Source organism: Mucilaginibacter sp. (assembly GCF_039925265.1).
In the GTDB taxonomy this organism is placed as follows: Bacteria; Bacteroidota; Bacteroidia; order Sphingobacteriales; family Sphingobacteriaceae; genus Mucilaginibacter.
Genome location: NZ_JBDSZG010000016.1, coordinates 91510 through 112616, shown reverse-complemented (window position 1 = coordinate 112616; position 21107 = coordinate 91510). Strand labels below are relative to the sequence as shown.

The window sequence follows — 21107 nt, the reverse complement described above, 5'->3', positions numbered from 1 at the left end:
TAACAACCCTTATTCCTGGGGTGTTTCTGTTTTATAGCTCGAAACGTGGGTGGTTTTTATGGTCAGCAGGAAAGATTTTCCTACGGATATTTTGATGCTCCTGTCTTGCAGAAAAGCTTTGATGGCTTCATCTGCTTTAAGGGCCTCATAAAGGTCGCGCGCTACGGCCGATCCGCTGATGTTGTTGATCACCTTACCGTTTTCCATACTTAAATTAAAGGTATAGCCAGATTTGCCGCGGTCGCCCGCCGATTCAAAATCGGTTATATTTAATTTGAAGCTTTGTTCTTCGTTAAGGCTCTTTTTAAGATGCAGACGGATAACCGGAATGTACCGCTTCCAGGTTGTTAAATATTTTCTTTCTTCCATGCGTAAGCCGTAAAGGTATAATAATTAAATGGTGCGTAGCTATTTAGTTTAGGCAATTAAACAGGTAATCAATTTTTTATAGGTATTTGGGTGTTCGGTTTTTTAATCTTAGATGCGCAGACGCCTTTAACTTTTCATCACAGGAGGTTAGCAAATTGGGTAATTATCGCCTAACACTTCCCCGGATCTGCATTAAAAACCACTCTCTATTCTCCACTCACTAATCACCGTCTTCAATGTGTCATTGTAACGCATTTAATACAAGCTTTGCCCGTATCATTAAATTAATAACTTTGGTTTAACCAACATTATTACCCAAACAAGTTAAATTTTATCGAAAAGCATCATCTAAGCAGGCGCAGGATTATTGGCAGCGGCGCTATTGCCGCAACAGGCCTTTTATTTTTGTCGAAGTCCTCATTTGCGGGCGCGTTATTAAACAGTGCCGATAAGCCGAACTCCATGGTGAATGACGTGCTGAGATTAAGCGACGCCCAGTGGCAAATAATAGAAAATATTTAACAGCACCAAACCGATATGAATGCTCTATTTTATTTGCTAAAAACAGGGTGGCAGTGGCTATTTGATGAGATCAATACCATGCTACGGGAAAAGGCAAGAAAATTGGCGTGGAAGAATGCGCAGTGTTAAATTTAACAGTTTCTAAGATCAGACGATCAACACAAAATTATCCGAAGCCCCCCAAATTATTAAATCATAAAAGAGGCTGCTCATAATTTATGATACAGCCTCTAAGCTGAGGTGAATTAGCATAGTTGTATATTCTCTATGCCTTCGGCATCTCTCCCAGTGGGCGGAAAGACTCCCGAACCGGCGCAAACCGCATGTTGATCGAAGCCCGGTTATTACTATTGAGCACCAAGTATCAGCGCATCCAATGCCTGTTGATCTCCTACTGTATTGGCTGGCCTGTTCATAATTCCGAAGCCGTTATTTCCAAGTGACCCTTCATCCCAATAAAAAGGAAGCAGGCCATTCGCTTTTGCCTGCTGCGTAATATATTTATCCCAGTATGCCCTTGAAGCCAGATGAAGTGTAAGTGCATTGCCGGTAAGCGTAGTACGACGAATGGCTCCATATTCGCCCAATACTACCGGAATGCCATTGTTTATAAACTTGGTTTTCATTTTTTGAAACTCATCGATCACGTAACTTTCTTCACCCCATGTGGCGTTTCGCGACGGATCAGTTGTTGAATGATATCCACTTCCCCAATAATAAAACATTGATCCCCAGGTAGCATCTGTAGTCAATCCGCAAAATTGATACGGACCATAGTAATGGACCTCGACCATCATGCGACTGGCTGTGGGATCTGAAGGGAGTGTGTTCATAAGCGTTGTTGTATTATCAATGTCTGTTGACGGCCCCTGAACCACCAAAACCCTGTAGCTGTTGCGTCCTCCGGTTGATCGAACGGCATTGACAAAAGTTTGATGATAGGAAAGCAGGATACTCATTTCTGTTGCATTGCTCACAGGTGGCTCATTAGCACTCGCAAACATTAAATGTTCATCAAAGCCCCGCATCTTGGTGGCTATTTGTTCCCAGAATGCTTTTTGTTTTGCATTCACTGAAGCCTGATCCTGTGTATTGATATGGCCGTCGAGCCATCCACCATCCCAATGAACATTGAGAATAACATACAGGCCATCATTAATACAATATTGTACAACTTGTTTTACATGATCGAGCCACTGAGCTTGTATTTGGGCTGTGGAGGCATTAGCATACTGATCCCATGAACAGGGAATTCGCACCGCATTGAAACCACTTTGCTTAACCTTATCAATTAGCGCCTGTGTGGTCACAGGATTACCCCAGGCCGTTTCGCTTCCTATCGCTTCAAGGGTATTTCCAAGATTCCATCCAAGCTTCATACTTGCGGCAAGCTGAACAGCGTTACTGGGCATTCCCGAAGCATCGGGAGGTAAGGGACTGATATTATAACTTGGGTACGTCCCTCTTTTTGCAGCAAGAGTTTGATTTGACTCTTTGCTGCTCTGTGATACTTCTGCCGCGGGTAGATCCGCTTCTTTTTTTGTGCAGGAACTTGCAGCGCATAGCGCTGCAAAAAGCAAGATCGTTAGCTTAACGTTTTTCATAACATTGTTTTTTTAGGTATATAATTATTTGGTTTATTTCAAAGGTTTTAATTTTATGCATGTATTTAATAATTTGATCACTCATAAGAGATCGGTACCAAATCCAGGTGCCGGGTGCTTATATAAACGGAACCATTCCTGGTTCGGCTTCTCATCATCCCCTTACCTCAAAAAATTACAGAGCTGAGCGTTTATAATTGGTTTTTAAGCTTTAGTGGCGATTGTTCTTATGGCCACTATAGCACGCTATTCATCAGTACGAAAAAAGTGGCTTTAGATGATAAAAGCTCGTTTAACGTTAGCATCAAACGCTCGTCAGATGTTAAGATGGTGTGCGTTTTTGTTAATTGTTTATATAAACTGGTTAGCTTGCAGCGGAAAACTGGAGTCAGAAAAAAGGCTGTATTGGGCAGTGTTTTGATAATGCTTAATGAAACACTATCAGATCTTTCCTGCAAAATGAGGAGTTTTACCGGCAATAATACCGGTTCACCACCCATCGCCTTCATCTGAATTCAACAGTAAAATTAAGACAGAACCACCTCTTGGAAGGGGTCAAATGTTTCTAAGTATAGTTCAAATGTTACACCCCGGCCAGTTTCATGATATATTTAACGGCGATGGGGACGGGATATAGTATGAAAAGGCTCGAAACACCACCTCGATCCCGGGAGTAATGGTGATATCCCCAACCTCTTTTATTCGCAAATTGGAAGAGTTGGCCAAACAGGCGGTTTGGTTTTTAATCAAAACGATCTTTTGATCAAATTAAAGATCTATCGATAGATCTTTCTAATTCTATTTTTAAAGGGAATATTAAAGGTGCGTATTTTTATCAGAAAGAATAACAGCTCCACAATGTGTACATTGCGGAGCTGTTAAACTAATGTGCGAGCCTGCTTTTGGCAAACAGGCTCCAATCTGGTTCTGGGTAGGCTTTATTGCTTTTTAATTTCTACGCGGCGGTTCAATACACGGCCTTCTTCGGTTTTGTTATCGGCAATAGGTTTGCTTTCGCCCCAGCCTTTTACGGTTAAATTATCGCTGCTGATGCCGCTGTTTGTTAAATACAGTTTAACGGCGGTAGCGCGTTCAACAGAAAGCTCCATATTATGCGCATCGGTACCTTCGGCAGATGAGTTTCCGTTCAGTATAAACTTAACCGAAAGGTCCTTCTTCATTTCTGCAACCGCTTTATCCAGCGCAGGGTACGAATCTGTTTTTAAGATCCCTGAGTTAAATTCAAACTGAATATTGCTGAAGTTATAATTCGGTGGGGTAGGAGCCGGTGCAGGTGTTTCAGCCACAGGTGGGGCTGGTTTTGGTGTTTCTACCGGTGCAGGTTTCGCGGGCTCGGCTACAGGAGCAGGTGCCTGGGCAACCACGGCTTTTTTGGCTTTACAGGCCGGGAATAAAACAACTGCTGATAAAATAGCAGCCGCAAGGATACTTGATCTTAATAATTTCATATGAATAAGGGTTTTCGTAAAAATATAAAACGTTTGCTATGGATGCATATTGTAATTTGCTTTTTGTTTCAACAGAAAGTATGGTAAAAAAACGGTGCTAACACACAGTAATTCAAACAAAATTATATATTAGCTTAGGCTTATAATAAATGCGATTACAACAAAAACTACCGGTTACCTACCTGCTATTTACTTTTAACGGCCGCCTTTCCAAAGGCGTTTACTGGCTTGCTGCCCTGTTTTACTGGTGTACATTTTACGTGCTGTTTAATTTACTTGCCTTTACTATAGGCTACGGTTCAACGTGGATCTTATACCCATTTTTGTTTTGGATAGTTGTAGCCACATCCATGAAACGGTTGCACGACCAGAACCGATCGGGGTATTGGCTGCTAACGGTTGTTATACCCGTAATTGGGCCCTTGTGGCTTATCTGGTGCCTCGGGTTTAAGAAAGGCAATTACGCAGGCAACCGTTATGGCTCGGTGCCGGGTGCGGCTGCGGATTATTTGAAGAACGACGCAGGCCGCGATATTCCACACCTTAAAACCGATGAACGTATTATCGACGATGTAACCCGGTTAAACCCGGTGCTGGTATCGGGCATTGTTCGCCCTGTATCTGTTGAGGAGCTTTGTACAATTGTAAAAAATACGACCGGCAGCATTTCTGTGGGCGGTGGGCGCTTTAGCATGGGTGGGCAAACGGCAAGCCCCAACAGCATTCATGTGGATATCCGCGGGTTGAACAAAGTGCTGGAGTTTGATAAGGAAGCTAAGCTGATAAAAGTACAAACCGGGATCCGCTGGTGTGATATTCAGCAATATATTGATGAGCACGATCTGAGCGTGAAAATTATGCAAACCTATGCCAATTTTACAGTGGGCGGTGCGCTAAGCGTAAACGCGCATGGCCGCTATATGGGTTTGGGGCCGGTGGTATTATCGATCCGTTCGATAGACGTAATGCTGGCAGATGGCTCGCTGGTGCACGCCAGTCTGCAGGAAAACCCGGAAGTGTTTTTTGGCGCGATAGGTGGATATAATGCGATAGGTATAATTACACAAGCCGAACTGGAACTTGCGGATAACGTGGCCATAAAACGCATTGATAAGAAGATGGACGTTGCGGAGTATAAAGACTTCTTCTTTAAAAACATTCGCGATAATGGGAAGGCTGTGTTCCATAACGGAGATATTTATCCGCCCCAATACAAAAAATTAAGGGCAGTAACCTGGGTAGAAACGGACGAAAAACCAACGGTAAAAACCCGGTTGATGCCATTGAAGGAATCATATCCTTTGGAACGCTATTTTTTATGGTCGTTCACGGAAACACCATTGGGTAAATGGCGCAGGGAATACCTGATAGATCCGCTGCTTTTTAGAGGGAAGAAAATACACTGGCGCAATTACGAGGCCGGTTATGATGTTGCCGAGCTGGAACCGCGCTCGCGTACCGACAGCACCTACGTTTTGCTGGAGTATTTTGTACCCGTGCAGCGCTTTGAAGAATTTGAGGCTACTATGGCGGAGATCTTTATCCGATATAATGTGAATGTGCTGAATGTTTCCATGCGGCACGCCAGAGCCGACCCCGGCACCTACATGGCATGGGCACGCGAAGAAGTATTTGCTTTTGTGGTGTATTACAAGCAACGTACGGATGCTGCGGCCAAACATGCCGTTGCCGTTTGGACACGGGAACTTGCCGACGCGGTGATTGCCGTAAACGGAGCATATTACCTGCCCTACCAAATACACCCAACTGCAGAACAGTTTTTTAAAGCATACCCCAATGCGCATAAATTATTTCAATTGAAAGCAAAGCTTGATCCGGGTAACAAATTCAGGAATACGCTTTGGGACACATATTATAAACCATTAAACCAACAAACCAATGGCTGAGGCATCAGAATTTAAAGCTGTATTTAACAATACCAAATGGAGCGATGATTTTTACCGATTTTTGCAGGTGATATTCCACCTTTATCCCGAGGATAAATTTCATCAGCTGATAAAAGAAGAAACAGCAGCCAACAATACCGATGAGGCGATTTACAAATCGGTGCAGAGCAAGTTGCCCGGGATAAAGCCCTTTCTTTCGGAATTAACCTATGCGCTGCCGGCCCTTAAAAAACAAAAAAAGGAAATAGCCCGCCAAACCCTTGGGCTTTTAGGCGGTAAAGACCAAATTGACGGTTATGTAGAGATCGGTTCTACCGGCAGATATATCAGCCAGTTGCGGAAGCAGGTAAAAGTTACCGGCCCTATTTGTCTGCTTAACGATATTGCTCCAACAAACTCTCCCGGCGATATTATGGAACGCGGGCAACTAAGTAAACTCGGTACCTTCATTAATATTAAAGATTACCAGCCGGTAAGCAAGCACGATATTGCTGATGAAAGTATAGCGCTGGTTACCTGCTATATTGGCCTGCATCATTGCCCGGTTGACAGGCTGGACGGTTTTGTACAATCTATATTCCGCATCCTGCGCCCGGGTGGGTCTTTCATTATCCACGATCATGATGTGAAAACACCGCAAATGGCAACCTTTGTATCATTGGTGCACACGGTGTTTAATGCTGGTTTAAATGAAAGCTATGAGTTTGAGGCCAAGGATTTCAAAAACTTTAAGTCGGCCGACGAATGGGCGGCTATTATTGCCAAAGCCGGGTTTAAGGATAGCGGAGCGCGGGTGCTGCAGGACAAGGATCCATCGGACAATACTTTAATGCATTTTATTAAATAATAAATATGGCCAGGCTGCGGATATTGACTTTAATTGCTGTGGTATTAGCCGGCATTGTTTTCGCCTTAAAAAACAAGAAACCCGACACCATTGCTGCGGGCAAGGGGCTTGTTATGGATAAGACGTGGCTAACAATAAACCCTCACCCCGCCACCCCGCAAAAAGATGTACGCCCCACCGACCAAACTTTTTTAACCTATCCCGAATGGTTTTTGGTTTTTAGCCCGAAAGAGCAGGCTGATTATTTTGAGCAGCATACATCAACCTCGTTTCCGTATACTAATCACATCGATCAGTTGTGGAATGGTTACGGAGTGGTGTACGATCAAATAAAGGGCAATTATAAATTCAACACTGGCTATCATATTATGATTATGGTGATAGGCGTGAGCACCACGGTGGAATATGGCATTAAGTCGTTTTACGAAACAACCATTGGCCGCGTTACCGATAATACGCATATGACCGAAGAAGATAAGTTTAACGCCCGCTACATGCGTAGCTACGTTAACTTTATTGAAGCTACGCCCTGGTACGATTACAACTTTAACGCCCAATTGAGCGATCTTTGGAGCACAACTGATTTTTTCGGTCCGCATTTTTTACGAAAGATGGAGCGTAAGTATTACCTCACTACTGAACTTTTGGTAAAGAGTGGATACGGCTGGCTAATAAAGCAGGGCACCAAGTCCGCCTACGACGAGGCGCTGCTTAATACCGCTGTAATAACCGACGGCTTCCCGGCAAAAATGACTGAGTATCCCGAGGTAAAAGATCTGATACAGCTCAGTAGCGACTCGGTGATGATGAATTTGCCCCGCTATGCCGATTTTAACCCGGCGGTTTGCAAGCTGGCCCTGCTGGGTGTAAATTTTAAGGAAATTGCAGGTAACAACGGCGCTATTATGCTTACTGTACTAAGCACAAAACCGATGGCCCCGGCTAAAGATCTCAAAGTGATATTTACGCAGCCTATAGTTACCAAGCCAGGTTTAAACCGTATAGCCATTGTTACCACGGTTAAAAACTTAAGCCCGGTTTTGCGGGAATTACTGGGCAAAAAGGCCACTATAGAGCACGTTTACGATTACTAAATTCTTTTTTAAACAGCTACTCTATCCTTAATACAATATCCCGCGAACCATTGCACAGCAAATTTAAAAACCGTACCTTTGCGGCGTATTTTCTGCGATGGTGATTAGCTATATCTGCTTCATTTTCAACGTTAATAAGCATACGAATAAAAACAAGCATGAAAAAAATAGTAGATTACAGGAAGCTTTTGGGCGTTAACGAGGCTGCGGAACTGCAGGAATTAAAAACCATTTACCGTGGTATGATGAAAACCTGGCACCCTGATAAATTTCAGCATAGTGCTGAGGAAAAGGAAGCTGCGGAAGAAAAAAGCAAAACCATTATAGAAGCGTACCACTTTTTGGTAAGCATTGCGCCTGAAACCCGTAACCAAACTATTGCCGATTACACCCTTACTACGTCATCATCTAACATAGCCGATTTTGAATACAAATCCCAGGTGCTTAAGGTGAGCTTTTTGGATGGCAGCGAATATGAGTACTTTGATGTACCTAAAGCGGTTTATGTAAAGCTTATCAACGCCGATTCGCCGGGAAGATTTGCCCGCAGGCACATTTTCAATAACTATGTTTACCGCAGCGTAAGCAGGTTGGTGGCAAGCGCTTAATTAGCGCTGTATGTTACATTGCTAAGGTTTGGTTGGTGTTATTTTTAAAGCTAAATTTAACACACCATTTAACCTTAACCAATGTAGCCATGATATTTCTTGCAAAAAACTTTTCTTACAAGGGAGCCTTTGTTGGCTTCATCATTGGCGCATCTATAGGGTTAGGCATGTTGAATTTTAGCGTGGCCTTTAACTTTGGGCTTATAATGGCCGTTATTTTCGGTTTCAGGAAAAGTTTAAATCAATCGCCCGCGACAAAAAAAGTCACTGATAATTTATAGGCCCGATAATATTATAGCTGCGCTTGTATATGTTCCGCCACTTGCTGTTGCTCTGCCGCAGATAGTTTTTCGCCATCGTATTCCCATTCCCCGTTTGCGGTGAAGTTAATTTCGCCGAGGTAATCTTTTTGGTTGATGTTATCCAGCCCTGGGATGTTGTCGCCAATTTCACCGGGAATGCTGAGGTGGTTAAAAATGCTGTCGTTTTTATCCTTAGCGCGGTAAATGGCATACACCGGGCAATTTTCGCAATCGGCCAGTGTTGCGTTCATCGGCTCAAAATATACATTAAGGGTTTGGCCATTATCGGTTGTAATACCTAATGATGGGATGTTGAGGTGGTTCACGGTTGCGTTATCCATAACTAAGCGTTTTTATACCTACAAGTACAAACGGCAGCTATAAAAGTTTCCGCAGATTTTAAATCGACCCAATATTAAAGCAAAACGCCCTGCTGAATTTTCAGCAAGGCGTTTTTGTGTTTCCGATGAGATTCGAACTCATATCGACGGCTTCGGAGGCCATAATTCTATCCATTGAACTACGGAAACAAAATCTGCGCAAATATAGGATAATTCTGCATCCTGAATGTCTGAACTCGAATTTTATGGAATTAACGAATGGACAGAGTGTATTCCGTTAACTATCAAAATTCTATCAATTCTTAAAATTCGTTTACCCGTTCCCAACCCTGTCTATCTCGTCGCCTGCGCTGCCGCCGGTGCGTTTTACGGTTTTATATTGCTTCCCAAAGCGATAAGTGAACGATATGCTGTAAACCCGGCTGTCTCTCCGCAGTAAAAAATACTCGGTAGCATTGGGGAAAGTGGTAAAACCTTCCATGGCGTTGGTGTAAAATACATCGCGGGCGCTGAATTTTAAGGTGCCTTTTTTACCAAATACCGGCCGGGAGACACCTACAGATACCTGCCCGGTTGGGTAAAGCAATTCGGCCACATCATTACGGGCACGGGTAGTATAAAAGCCCGATAGCTCTGCCGTATATTTTTTGCCAATGCTGAACTGGTTATTGGCGTTCAGGTTCAACTGATCTATCTCGGTAGTATAGGTGTTGCCGTTGAAGCCTTTTAGCTGTTTATGGTTGTACTGTGCCTGTGTGGTTAAGCTCCACCAGCTTACCGGCGAGGTGGTTAGGGTAAGCGATGCGCCTACATTATAGGTGCTGCCCACATTGCCTTGGGTGTAAAGCAGGATAGCGTCGTTACTTGGGTCGGCCACAAAGATCTGTGAGAAATAGTTTTTAATACGGTTGTATGATACTGCCGTACGCAGCAGGTTTTTGTATTGGTGACTCACTTCAAAGTTCCAGCTGAATTGCGGCAACAGGAAGGGGTTACCCGTACTATAAGTGTACTTGTTAATGATGAGGTAAAACGGGTTAAGGTTTTGAAAAGGCGGACGATCTATCCTGCGGCTGGCCGTGAAGGTAAAGCTGTTAGCGGTATCTGCCTGCAAACTTAAATACCCGCTCGGGAAAAACTGCCCGTAAGCGCGCGAGAACGAAGAGTCTTTCTGGATAGCATTCCCCAATTGGCTGGCGTCGTAACCCGTATGCTCGTACCGTAACCCAAACTGACCGCTTACCTTGCCAAGCCTGGTATCGTACGAAGAGTACAGCGCGTTTATCTTCTCTTTATAAATAAAGTGGTTGTTTTTAATGTTGTCATCTACCCAGTTTGGGCCTACGAGGTTTTGGTAAGCGGCCAGGTTATCAGTGTTGCTAAACGATGCTTTGCCGCCAAATTGCAGCACATCGGTTTTATTAATCTTTATGGTATAATCTGCCTTGGCCGAGCCGATGCTGATGGTAGTGGGGATATTGCCGCGAGAGATCTCCTCATAACCATTGTTGCCACTTAATTCGTTCTTAAAATCCTGGTTTGCACGGATGTCGTAATGCAGGTAATCGGCATCAACGGCCAAATCCTGCGATGCAGATATTTTATGCCTTAAATTTAGATTGATGCCGGCATTTTTAAAGCGGTTTTTGCTGCTGTTGGTGGTATAAATGGCCGAATCGAGCACGCCCTGCGGGCTTTGCCAATCGGCATTGGCGCGGTTGCTGCTATTGCGCCTAACCGTAGTGCCGGTAAGTACCAGGCCAAGGGTGGTTTTATCGCTCAGGTAATAGTCAACCCCGGTTTTTATGGTATTGTTTAAAGCGCTGCTTGGCAGGTAGGAGAATTGATCGAGCATAGCGGTTAGCTGTTTATTGCTATCGTAATATTTCCGCAGGGCATATATGCTGAAGAAATTCTCATTATAGTTCATGCTGTAATTCAGGAAGGTATTGAATTTACCAACGCGGTAGTTTAAGGTAACGCTGTTGTTGTTCTTTGCGTAAACGCCCTGCCCAAAAGATGTAGTGAGCGAGCCGTTAAAGCCTCTTACCGTATTCTTTTTTGTTTTGATATTGATGATACCCGCGTTGCCGCTGGCATCGTATTTGGCGGTTGGGTTGGCTATCAGTTCTATTTGCGATACCTGGGTAGAGCTCATGCTGCCGAGCAGGTTGGCCAGTTCGGTGCCCGAGAGGTAGGTGAGTTTATCATCTATCATCACCGTTACACCTGCTTTTCCGTTGAGAGCTATGCCGCCGTTCCTGTCTACTGTTACACCCGGCGAGCGTTCCAATACTTCCAGCACCGTTGATCCCGTATTGGCTACCGACGCGTTAACATCCAATATTACTTTACCCTGTTTGTAGGTAATGGGCGGCGTTTTGGCGGTGATGTTTACTTCCTGCAGGCCGGTACTTGCCGCTCGCAGGGTAACGGTATCCTGGCTTGTACTGCCCGGGAAATGGTAAACATGTGTAGTTTGAGGCTTGTAACCGGTATAGGTCACCAAAAAGGTATAATCGCCGGTTTTGATATTGTTGAAGCTGGCAACGCCTTTTAGGTTGGTAATGGTGGTTTGAATTACGGTATGTGCTTTTAGCAGCTTTACTGTGGCAGCCTCGGCAGGTTGTGCTTTTTCTATAGATACGATGAGCGAAAAACTATGTGCGTTGTTTGGCTGGCTGTAAACCCGTAACCCAAAAAGGCATAGCAAAGCCATGCAAACAGTTATTCTTAAATATATCATCGATCAGTATTTGGTAGGTAAGACTGTGGGACCCAGGCAAACGTTACAAAAATCAGCATTTAAAACACCCGCCGGGTTCCAATTTCTTCGGTCAGTCAGTTCCGGGCCTTGTACTTACTACCATATCTTGATCCTTTGATCTTCGCGCTTGTAGTTTTTATCGCCTTCTTTTACGTTAAACGCCTTATAAAACGGGTCGAAATTCATCAACGGGGCATTTACACGCCACATAGCCGGTGAATGCGGGTTGGTATTTACATAGGTACGAAGGAACGCATCCCTTGTTTTTACCCGCCATATCCGGGCGATCGACAGAAAAAAACGTTGGTCGGGCGTAAAGCCATCAATTTTAACAGAACCTTTTCCTTGTTCTGTCATCTTGAAAGCGTCGTAAGCTATGGCAATGCCGCCGTTATCAGCAGTGTTTTCGCCCAGGGTTAATGCACCTTTTACATGTACAGTATCTAACACGGTAAACGAACTATATAGGCTTGATACCTGGCTTGTTTTCGATTTGAACTTTTCGTAATCCTCTTTTGTCCACCAGTTTTTTACGTTGCCATCCTTATCAAATTGTGCACCCTGGTCGTCAAAGGCATGGGTCATTTCGTGGCCAATTACCATCCCAATGCCGCCATAGTTAATGGCATCATCTGCCGAAAAATCAAAATAGGGGAACTGCAGGATCCCTGCCGGGAAAACGACCTCGTTAAAAGATGGGTTATAATAAGCGGTAACCGTAGAAGGCGTTGTGCCCCATTCCGTTTTATCAACCGGCTTATTCAGTTTTGCCAGTTGAACCTGGTAATCGTTTTGATTGAGCGAGAGTATGTTTTCAAAGTACCTGTTCCTGTTGATATTTACCCTATCGTAATTCCGCCATTTATCCGGGTAACCAAGTTTTTTGGTGATGGCGTATAATTTTTCTTTTGCTTTTATTTTAGTGCTATCGCTCATCCAGTCAAGATGGTTTATCCTGTTTTCAAACGACTTTTGCAGGTTATTTACCAGCACAAGCACACGTTTTTTGGCATCCTCATTAAAATATCGTTTTACATACAGCTGACCCAATGCCTGCCCTAAGTAGTTATCTACATCATCAGTGATGATTTGCCTGCGCGATTTTTGCGTGGCCTGGCCGGATAGCACCTTACGAAACTCAAAAGAGGCATTCACAAATGGTTTGCTCAACGTACCGGCGTAGTTGATAAGAGTATTGGCTTTTAAATAAGTTTTCCAGTCGTTTATGGGAACGGATCTCAGCAATGAATTCAACTTATTGTAATAAGCAGGTTGCGCCATATCAATATAATCGGTTTTTGCACCCAGGTTGGCAAGCAATGCTGCCCAGCCTATATTAGCCTGGGTTTTGCGGAGGGATGCAATAGCTATTTTATTGTAATTGGCTTTGATATCCCTTAATTCGATATTTGATTTATGTGATGCTGCAATTTGTTTTTCGAGGTTATAACAAACGGCTGCATTTTTTGTGGCGGCGGCAAGGGTACTGCCTGTTAACTGAAACAGGGTGCTGATGTATTTTTTATAAGCCTGCTGAGCGTGCAGCGTAGATGAATCTGTTTTAAAATAATAGCCCTTTTCAGGTAAACCGGTACCGCTCTGGTAAGCATGGGCAATGTTAATGCCGCTGTTCTTATTATCGGGCGAAATGTTGAAGCCAATGATGGAGGAGTTGCTTGTTTTTGCTTCATTCGCAACAAATTTCATGAGCGATGGCACGTTGTTTATGGCATTGATACGTGCAAGTATTGGCGCAACAGGCTGGTATCCGCGTTTGTTAATAGTTAGGGTATCCATCCCGGAGGCGTAAAAATCGCCTACCTTTTGGTCGATACTTCCCATCGTATTCTTCGTTTTTGAAACACTATCCAGTATGGTTTGCAGCAGTTGTTTTTGCGGGATATTTAGGAACGAGTAAGAACCTACACCAGATTGATCATCCGCGATTTTTACGGTATCGTACCATCTGCCGTTTACAAAACGAAAGAAATTATCGCCGGGGCTTATTGTGGAATCTATCCCCGCTACATCAACAAACTTTCTCTTAGGATCATCCGGGTTGTTCCAGGCGCTGAGGATAAATAAAGCAAAAAACAGGTAAAGTACTTTCTTCATAAAAAATTGCAGAGTTTTTTTAAAGGTAGTCTTTTTTTGAGCGGTGCAAGTTTAAAATCTGGTGGTCGCAGGGAAATCGCGTTTAAACAAGTCGATGATTAGGCGGCACCTACGGAGTCTTCTCGTTTTTCTTCTGTTGCTATAAACACGATACTCCTCCGGGGTGTTAGCCGAAATTGAGTTTTACGCTCCGTTAGGAGCACCGTGTTTATAGAAATAATAGGCAATGGCGTTGGCTCCATAGGTGCCTCCTACCACCGCCCGGTCAGGCGTGGACGCCTGACCGGGCGAATAAATTTGGCATTTTAAACGCCGAACACCGAATGCTGAATATCGAACTCCGAAGTTGCCTTCATCATTCCTAATTCAAAATTCGGTGTTCGAAATTCTTATTCCCCCTTCAGTGGGTTAGGGGGCTCCCGGCCTAAACGTTAAACCTAAAGTGCATCACGTCGCCGTCTGCAACTATATAGGTTTTACCTTCTACACCCATTTTACCTGCTTCTTTAATAGCAGCTTCCGAGCCGTTGTATTTTACAAAATCCTCGTATTTGATCACCTCGGCACGGATAAAACCCTTCTCAAAATCGGTATGGATAACACCCGCAGCTTGCGGCGCGGTGAAGCCTTTGGTGATGGTCCAGGCGCGTACTTCCTGCACACCGGCAGTAAAGTAAGTGGCCAGGTTAAGCAGGCGGTAAGCCGCTTTTATCAACTGCGTTACGCCAGACTCGGTTAAACCCAGGTCCGATAAAAACATCTGGCGATCATCGTACGATTCCATTTCTGCAATTTCTGCTTCAATTTGGGCGGAGATGATCAATACTTCGGCATTCTCTTCCTTGGCAACCGCTTTCACGCGTTCCACGTAAGCATTGCCGCTCACAACAGATGCTTCGTCAACATTACAAACGTACATTACCGGTTTTGCGGTAAGCAGCCATATATCGGCAATGTATTCCTCGTCTCCTTCTGCAACGGGTGCGGTACGGGCGCTTTTACCTTCCAGCAGGTGGTTGCGGTAAATGGTAAGCACGTCGTAAGCCTTTTTAGCTTCCTTATCGCCACCGGTTTTGGCCATTTTCTCTATTTTGGAGATCTTTTTTTCTATCGAATCCAGATCCTTCAACTGAAGTTCGGTATCAATGATCTCTTTATCGCGGATAGGATCAACCGAGCCATCTACGTGGATCACGTTATCGTCATCAAAGCAGCGCAGCACGTGAATGATAGCATTGGTAGCGCGGATATTGGCCAAAAACTGGTTACCCAGGCCTTCGCCTTTGCTGGCACCTTTTACAAGGCCGGCAATATCTACTATCTCAATAACGTTTGGCACCACGTTTTTTGGGTTTACTATCTCGGTAAGCTTGGTTAAGCGCTCATCCGGCACGGTTATTACACCCACGTTGGGTTCGATTGTACAGAACGGGAAATTGGCCGCCTGCGCCTTTGCATTTGATAAACAGTTAAAAAGTGTCGACTTACCCACATTTGGCAAACCTACTATACCACATTGTAAACCCATGTATTTTAAAATTCTAAATTCTAATTCCTAAACTCAAAAATTGAATTTTGACTGCATACCGGAAACTGTAAACTGCCAACTCAAATCGGCTGCAAAGATAACAGAAAAAAAGGCTTGTAATTTGAAAAAATAAACGACTTTTGCCAGCGCTAATACAAGGCATAAAACAGGTTAAAAAGATGTAAGCAAGAGGGTTTTTTATGGAAGAGATGGTTGAGCAGATAGAATTGTTACTGGAGCAGGAAGATACAACGCAGCTACAGGAATATTTGAATAGCCTCAATATATCTGACGTAGAAGAGCTTATAAGCGAATTGCCTGAGCACGGCCCTAAATTCATCGCTATCTTATCGCTCAACCGGGCGGTAAATGTTTTCCGCATCCTCGATTTCCCCACACAGGAGCGCATCATCAAAAAATTAACCGGGCAAAAGGTTGGCGAAATAGTTAACGCGCTGCCACCCGATGACCGTACCGCTTTTTTTGCCGAATTGCACGGCGATGCCGTAAAAAATCTCATCCTTCACCTCAGTCCTGCCGATCGTAAAGAAGCGCTATCGCTTTTAGGTTATGAGGAAGACAGCGTTGGCCGTTTGATGACACCCGATTATATCGCTGTTAAAAAAACATGGGATGTAACCCGCGTGCTGTCACACATCCGCCGGTACGGTAAAAACTCCGAAACCATTGATGTTATTTATGTGATAGACGAGAACGGCGTACTGCTGGATGATATACGGATCCGCGAGATCTTGCTGGTGAAACCCGAAACCAAGGTGAGCGACCTGATGGACGGCCGACTGATAGCCCTCAGCGCCAGCGACCCTCAGCAGGATGCCATCAACGTGTTCAGGATGAATAACCGCACGGCCTTGCCGGTTACAGATAGCGAAAATATATTATTAGGAATTGTTACCGTTGATGATATCCTTTGGATAGCTAACGAAGAATACACCGAAGACATCCAGAAAATTGGTGGTACCGAAGCATTGGACGAGCCCTACCTGGATATCAACCTCTTCCGCCTGGTAAAAAAACGCGTGGGCTGGCTGGTGATACTATTTTTGGGCGAAATGCTTACGGCTACCGCCATGGGCTTTTTTGAGCACGCTATTGAAAAAGCGGTGGTGCTGGCATTGTTTATCCCATTGATCATATCCAGCGGGGGCAACAGCGGCTCGCAGGCTTCAACCTTAATTATACAGGCTATGGCCCTGGGCGAGGTAACCATTGCTGATTGGTGGCGCGTAATGCGCCGCGAGATCATCTCCGGGCTAATGCTGGGGATCACCCTGGGTATCATTGGCTTTTTAAGGATAGCGGCTTTCAGTATGTTTAGCACGCTTTATGGTCCACACTGGATGCTGGTTGGTCTTACTATCGGCTTCTCGCTGATAGGAGTGGTGCTTTGGGGGTCACTGGCCGGCTCTATGCTCCCCTTGCTTTTAAAGAAACTCGGTGCCGACCCTGCAACTTCTTCGGCTCCCTTTGTGGCCACCCTGGTAGATGTTACCGGGCTCATTATTTACTTCAGCGTGGCTGTGGCCTTTATGAATGGTGTTTTGTTGTAGGCAGTTTTAATTAAGGTTTAATTTTATATTTTTAAGAAATTTAAACCTTAAACGATGGATACAACAGATAACATTTTAGAAACGGCCGGCGAGCCACAAATGGTAATAACCGCAGACGCAAAGTATTATCTTCAAAAAGCCGGGCGGTGGGCTTCTTTCATAGGCATTGTGGGTTTTGTAATGTCGGGCCTGGTTGCTGTATTAGCTTTGTTTATAGGCAGTATTTTCGCGGCCATGGCGCGGATCAATCCTATGATGGCACTTATGTCTGCAGGCATGGGTACGTTAATGACAGTTATTTACCTGTTTGTCGCTTTGTTTTCGTTCTTCTTTGCGTTGTACGTTTACCAGTTTGGCAGCAGGATAAAAAAAGCCGTAGTCTTTAACGATTCCGAAGGGGCCACCTTAGCATTCAGTAAATTAAAATCTTTCTTTAAGCTTTGGGGAATAACCACTATTGTTGTTATATCATTTTATGTGCTGGCAATTGCTTTTGGCATACTCGGCGTTATGGCCAGTTTAGCCGGCGCGCATTAAAGCATTTGCTGTAAAACAAAAATACCCTGCCTTTTGGGCGGGGTACTTTTGCTTGTAATATTCAGGTTTAAATTAGGGCCTATTCTTAAAAAGAGAAATCTTCGTCTGCTTTGGCCACCTCAGGGCTTTCGCTAAACTCGTATCGTTTCTCTGTAACCTCCTGGTGGTCTTTTATATAATCTACCGTTTCTTTCAGTCCTTCGGCAAATTTTTCAAAATCTTCTTTGTATAAAAATATTTTGTGTTTTATAAAAACCCCGTCTTCCAAACGTTTTTTGCTTTCAGTGATCGTAACATAATAATCGTTAGACCGGGTTGCCTTTACGTCAAAAAAATAAGTTCTCTTCCCGGCTCTCACCTTTTTCGAGTGCACCTCTTCACGCTCTCTGTTGTCAAAATCTCCCATAAATCGTAATTGTAATAGTTTTGGTTGGGATAAATATAATTAAATTTTTAAAGCGCAAGTATTAATTGTAACAATATTGACTATTTAATAAAATTACTGTGCAATAAATTGTAGTGTGTGCCGTTACGCAGGCTTTTCCTCTTCCTCAAGCAATTGCTTTTCGTAAAGTTCATAGTAAGCCGTCCTCAGTTCCATCAGCTCATTGTGGGTGCCTTGTTCAATAATTTCGCCATTATCAATTACCAATATCTTGTCGGCATTTTTGATGGTAGAGATGCGGTGCGAGATAATAATGCTGGTTTTATCCTGCATAATGCGGCCCAGGTTGTTCAATATCTCCTCCTCAGTGCGGGTGTCAACGGCGGATAGGCAATCATCAAAAATCAACACCTGTGGTTGCTTTACAATGGCCCTTGCAATGCTCACGCGCTGTTTTTGCCCACCGCTAAGGGTAACGCCGCGTTCTCCTATCAAGGTGTCAAAACCTTTTTCCAGTTCCATAATATTCTGGTAAACGGCGGCATCTCTAGCTGCCTGCTCTACGCGGGGCATATCCAGCACATCGGCACTGAAGGCTATGTTGTGCGATATGATATCCGAAAACAGGAAAACCTCCTGCGGCACAAAGCCAATTTGCGAGCGGTAATTATCCAGATGGAGTTGGGTGAGCGGTTTATCGTCTATTAAAACCTGCCCGCCGGTGGTATCATACATTCGCATGATGATGTTACCGATGGTAGATTTCCCCGAGCCGGTACGGCCGATAATAGCCACCATTTCTCCGGGATTGGCTATAAATGATACGTTCTTTAATGCCTGTATGCCGGTATCCGGGTAGGTGAACGATACATCCCTGAACTCAATTTTGCCCGCCAGCGTATGCGGTAAAGCATTGGGCGACCGTATCTCGGGCTCCTCGTGCAAAAATTCGTTTATGCGCTTTTGCGACGCTGCGGCACGCTGTATCAGCGAGGTTACCCAGCCCAACGATATCACCGGGAAAGCCAGCATATTAAGGTATACAATAAATTCGGCGATGTTACCCGCGGTGATATTGCCCTTCATTACCTCCACGCCGCCAATATACATAGTGATCACATTACTGAGCCCGATAAGCAGCAGCATAGATGGGAAAAACATGGCTTGCACTTTGGCCATGGCCATGCTTTGGGTTTTATAGTCTTCGCTTTCGGCGGCAAATTTCTCGCGTACAAAACCTTCGCGCACGTAAGATTTGATCACCCGGATGCCCGAAAAGTTCTCCTGCACAAAGCTGGATAAGCCCGAAAGGCGCTGCTGGATCTGCTCGCTGCGATGTTCTATAATGGTGTTCACGTAAAAAATAATAACCGCTAAAACAGGGAGCGGCAATACCGAAAATACGGCAAGCCGCACGTTTACCGTAAGCATGGCGTAAATAACCAGGATGAAAAGGATTACCGTGTTAATGCTGTACATAATGCCCGGCCCCAGGTACATGCGCACCCGGCTAACATCCTCGGTAACACGGTTCATCAGGTCGCCGGTGTTGTGGCGGCGGTAAAAAGCAAGAGATAAGCGCTGGTAATGGCTGTAGATCTCGTTCTTCATATCATACTCGATATGGCGCGACATCAATATAATGGTTTGCCGCATAAAAAACAAGAACAGGCCCCTTAGTAAAGCCAGTATCAATACCAGCACACCAAACAACAGCAGGCTTGAGCCAAAGATGTCATAGATCATCTCCTGCCGGTTAAAACCGCTGAAAAGCTGGTACGTGCTAATGTTCTCGGTAACCAGGTCAAATGCTACCCTAACCACCTGCGCGGGTAACACGGCGAATATGTTTGATATGATAACAAACAGCACGCCCGGCACCAATCGCCAGCGGTATTTATAAAAGAATTTATTGAGGTACGCGAGTGCTTTCATTGGCTATGGCCAAAAGTAAGTAAAAGAGCACAAGGATAGAAAGGTAAAAGCGTAAATATGGCGTTGGCGTGGCGTTATTTTACCAATCTTTTATCAAACCTAAAAGGCTGTATATCGCCAATTATTAATGCAGCTGCATCGGGATGCAAAGGGTTTATTAAAACGTTTTTGGCAAGCGGGTCTATAGCGCTGGGGATATAAAGCAGCAAAGTGCCTTCAGATTTTAGCCACGCATTGCCAATGCGTTGCAGTAGGGCTGGCGCGGGATATTTACGCCAGTTAACAGGTAACTGTCCTATATCTATTCGCTCGCTCGCGGTATCATCTGGTACAATAATGGTTACTATTACCAGGTCGTTGTGTATCTCTTCGGTATGCAGGTGCACCAGTTTCTCTAAAATACAGGTTGATGAATTTACCGACGCATATATCACCGGGATGTGCTTATGCCAGCGTGCTGCCGAAAGCAACCCTCCTTTGCCGCTGAGGTCGCGGGCGTATTTCTCCCTCGTTATCCTGTAAAATATCACGAATAAAAGCCGTATTCGATGTTTGTAAGCAGGTCATTCACCATGCGGGCACCTTCGCCGGTATCCAGTAATTCTATGGGAGATACATCGCCTAATGCCATATTAGGGCGGGCCAGCCATGCGTCAATAGTTGCGGCATCACCCAAAACATCCAGGCCACGGGTGTAAATACGTGTAAACTCATACAAAAAGTTCGATTGCTCTGGAGAGAGGCGATCATCTTTTTCGTAGCGGTTTAACTGGCGGGTACTGATGTGCAGGATGTTAGAAAGCTGTGAGCGCGATATGCTTGTTTTAGCCAAAACGGTATCAATAGCCAGTTTAGGCAGGCCATTGCGGATGTTATCTATGGCGTTTTCTGTGGAACGTGGCGTACGCTGATAGGCAACGCTTGCTTCTGATAATAAAAAATTGAAAACGTTATCACTTTCAGATACCTCGTACCCGAGGTTCTCAATATTAAACACTTTTGACTCTTTCATTTTTTACCTCCGTGCTTTATGTCTCCTAAGATACAGACAAATGTCCTGAATTTCAAATTTGTTTTAATTTCCGCCCAAAAATAACTTTACCTGACTGACTTTAGGTGTTTTACGACTTAGGACTATTATACTTTGTCCCTATTAAAAAAACCTCTACTTTTGCAGAACTGAAAAACGAATTTTTTTTGCCGTTC

Annotated in this window: 18 protein-coding genes and 1 tRNA gene; 7 read left to right on the top strand and 12 right to left on the bottom strand. The window is 44.3% G+C overall.

From position 1 onward, the window contains the following. Positions 1-9: 9 nt before the first annotated feature. The 3 genes from ABIX36_RS08440 to ABIX36_RS08430 all read right to left on the bottom strand — a co-directional run bounded on the left by ABIX36_RS08440 (position 10) and on the right by ABIX36_RS08430 (position 3964). Positions 10-369 (bottom strand): hypothetical protein, encoded by a 360-nt coding sequence (locus ABIX36_RS08440; protein WP_348081725.1) that lies wholly within the window; start codon positions 367-369, stop codon positions 10-12. Positions 370-1238: 869 nt separating this feature from the next. Next, entirely contained in the window at positions 1239-2495 is a 1257-nt protein-coding gene (locus tag ABIX36_RS08435; protein WP_348081724.1) for a glycoside hydrolase family 5 protein, read from the bottom strand. Positions 2496-3433: 938 nt separating this feature from the next. Further along, on the bottom strand, positions 3434-3964 hold the full coding sequence (locus tag ABIX36_RS08430; protein WP_348081723.1) for an OmpA family protein: 531 nt from the start codon (positions 3962-3964) through the stop codon (positions 3434-3436). Positions 3965-4113: 149 nt separating this feature from the next. Between ABIX36_RS08430 and ABIX36_RS08425 the strand changes: the two genes are divergently transcribed. The 5 genes from ABIX36_RS08425 to ABIX36_RS08405 all read left to right on the top strand — a co-directional run bounded on the left by ABIX36_RS08425 (position 4114) and on the right by ABIX36_RS08405 (position 8701). Beyond that, on the top strand, positions 4114-5871 hold the full coding sequence (locus ABIX36_RS08425) for an FAD-binding protein (RefSeq protein ID WP_348081722.1): 1758 nt from the start codon (positions 4114-4116) through the stop codon (positions 5869-5871). Next, complete coding sequence (locus ABIX36_RS08420) at positions 5864-6718, top strand: methyltransferase domain-containing protein (protein WP_348081721.1); 855 nt, start codon at positions 5864-5866, stop codon at positions 6716-6718. Before ABIX36_RS08425 ends, ABIX36_RS08420 begins: the two co-directional genes overlap by 8 nt. Positions 6719-6723: 5 nt before the next feature. Next, positions 6724-7812, top strand: coding sequence for a hypothetical protein (locus ABIX36_RS08415; RefSeq protein ID WP_348081720.1), 1089 nt, complete (start codon positions 6724-6726; stop codon positions 7810-7812). 158 nt (positions 7813-7970) lie between these two features. After that, positions 7971-8420 (top strand): KTSC domain-containing protein, encoded by a 450-nt coding sequence (locus ABIX36_RS08410; RefSeq protein ID WP_348081719.1) that lies wholly within the window; start codon positions 7971-7973, stop codon positions 8418-8420. Between the two features lie 89 nt (positions 8421-8509). Continuing rightward, positions 8510-8701, top strand: coding sequence for a hypothetical protein (locus tag ABIX36_RS08405; protein ID WP_348081718.1), 192 nt, complete (start codon positions 8510-8512; stop codon positions 8699-8701). Positions 8702-8712: 11 nt separating this feature from the next. Here ABIX36_RS08405 and ABIX36_RS08400 read toward each other — a convergent pair whose 3' ends face one another. The 5 genes from ABIX36_RS08400 to ychF all read right to left on the bottom strand — a co-directional run bounded on the left by ABIX36_RS08400 (position 8713) and on the right by ychF (position 15473). Then, complete coding sequence (locus tag ABIX36_RS08400; RefSeq protein WP_348081717.1) at positions 8713-9063, bottom strand: hypothetical protein; 351 nt, start codon at positions 9061-9063, stop codon at positions 8713-8715. Positions 9064-9180: 117 nt separating this feature from the next. After that, positions 9181-9252, bottom strand: a tRNA-Arg gene (locus tag ABIX36_RS08395). 124 nt (positions 9253-9376) lie between these two features. After that, a complete protein-coding gene (locus ABIX36_RS08390) occupies positions 9377-11782 on the bottom strand; it encodes an outer membrane beta-barrel family protein (RefSeq protein ID WP_348081716.1) in 2406 nt (801 codons plus the stop codon). Between the two features lie 144 nt (positions 11783-11926). After that, on the bottom strand, positions 11927-13945 hold the full coding sequence (locus ABIX36_RS08385; RefSeq protein ID WP_348081715.1) for a M13 family metallopeptidase: 2019 nt from the start codon (positions 13943-13945) through the stop codon (positions 11927-11929). Between the two features lie 424 nt (positions 13946-14369). Beyond that, the gene (ychF, locus tag ABIX36_RS08380) at positions 14370-15473 is read right to left on the bottom strand and encodes a redox-regulated ATPase YchF (protein ID WP_348081714.1); all 1104 of its coding nucleotides are present in this window, start codon (positions 15471-15473) and stop codon (positions 14370-14372) included. Positions 15474-15673: 200 nt separating this feature from the next. On the opposite strand from ychF, the gene mgtE reads away from it, so the two are divergent. Together mgtE and ABIX36_RS08370 are read left to right on the top strand one after the other, a co-directional pair. After that, on the top strand, positions 15674-17044 hold the full coding sequence (gene mgtE / locus ABIX36_RS08375; protein WP_348081713.1) for a magnesium transporter: 1371 nt from the start codon (positions 15674-15676) through the stop codon (positions 17042-17044). Between the two features lie 54 nt (positions 17045-17098). Then, positions 17099-17581 (top strand): DUF5362 family protein, encoded by a 483-nt coding sequence (locus ABIX36_RS08370; RefSeq protein ID WP_348081712.1) that lies wholly within the window; start codon positions 17099-17101, stop codon positions 17579-17581. 85 nt (positions 17582-17666) lie between these two features. On the opposite strand, the gene ABIX36_RS08365 is transcribed toward ABIX36_RS08370, so the two are convergent. From ABIX36_RS08365 to ABIX36_RS08350, 4 genes are all read right to left on the bottom strand, one after another. Further along, positions 17667-17987 carry a DUF3276 family protein gene (locus ABIX36_RS08365; protein ID WP_128531608.1) on the bottom strand — a complete coding sequence of 107 codons (321 nt, stop codon included), beginning with the start codon at positions 17985-17987 and terminating at the stop codon, positions 17667-17669. A 123-nt stretch (positions 17988-18110) separates the two neighbouring features. Further along, on the bottom strand, positions 18111-19901 hold the full coding sequence (locus tag ABIX36_RS08360; protein ID WP_348081711.1) for an ABC transporter ATP-binding protein: 1791 nt from the start codon (positions 19899-19901) through the stop codon (positions 18111-18113). A gap of 74 nt (positions 19902-19975) precedes the next feature. Beyond that, positions 19976-20431 (bottom strand): RES family NAD+ phosphorylase, encoded by a 456-nt coding sequence (locus ABIX36_RS08355; RefSeq protein ID WP_348081710.1) that lies wholly within the window; start codon positions 20429-20431, stop codon positions 19976-19978. Next, positions 20428-20913 carry an antitoxin Xre/MbcA/ParS toxin-binding domain-containing protein gene (locus ABIX36_RS08350; protein WP_348081709.1) on the bottom strand — a complete coding sequence of 162 codons (486 nt, stop codon included), beginning with the start codon at positions 20911-20913 and terminating at the stop codon, positions 20428-20430. Before ABIX36_RS08350 ends, ABIX36_RS08355 begins: the two co-directional genes overlap by 4 nt. Positions 20914-21107: the final 194 nt, after the last annotated feature.